2 pseudogenes are annotated in these 283 nt (G+C 64.0%); one reads left to right on the top strand and one right to left on the bottom strand.

Features of this window, described 5'->3' with window-relative positions:
• Positions 1-22 precede the first annotated feature (22 nt).
• Positions 23-88: pseudogene (locus tag EN824_RS36765) on the top strand (hypothetical protein); the annotation flags it as partial.
• Here the strand turns inward: EN824_RS36765 and EN824_RS36475 are convergent.
• A pseudogene (locus EN824_RS36475) lies at positions 65-283 on the bottom strand (urocanate hydratase); the annotation flags it as partial. The pseudogenes EN824_RS36765 and EN824_RS36475 sit on opposite strands and share 24 nt — an antisense overlap.

Below are 283 nucleotides of genomic sequence, written 5' to 3'. Positions count from 1 at the left end.
CCAGACGAGCGCGCACGATCCGATTCACGGCTACCTGCCGCAAGGCTGGAAGCTGGAAGACTGGCGCGAGCGTCTGGTCGGTCACGCAGTCAGGCGTGATGCCGCGCGCCACGCACTCGGCGAACACGTCCGCGGCATTGCCGAGCAAACCGATGGACACCGCCTTGCCCGCCTGCTTCGCTTCGTCGAGCATTGCGAGTGCTTCGTCGAGCGTGTGCGCCTTTTTATCGACGTAACGCGTTTTCAGACGGAAGTCGATGCGCGTCTCGTCGCATTCCACCGC

The sequence above is a fragment of the Mesorhizobium sp. M8A.F.Ca.ET.181.01.1.1 genome (genome assembly GCF_004792025.1).
Taxonomy (GTDB): Bacteria; Pseudomonadota; Alphaproteobacteria; order Rhizobiales; family Rhizobiaceae; genus Mesorhizobium.
Note: the sequence above shows the minus strand (reverse complement) of the source record. Positions and strands in the feature narration are given on the sequence as shown.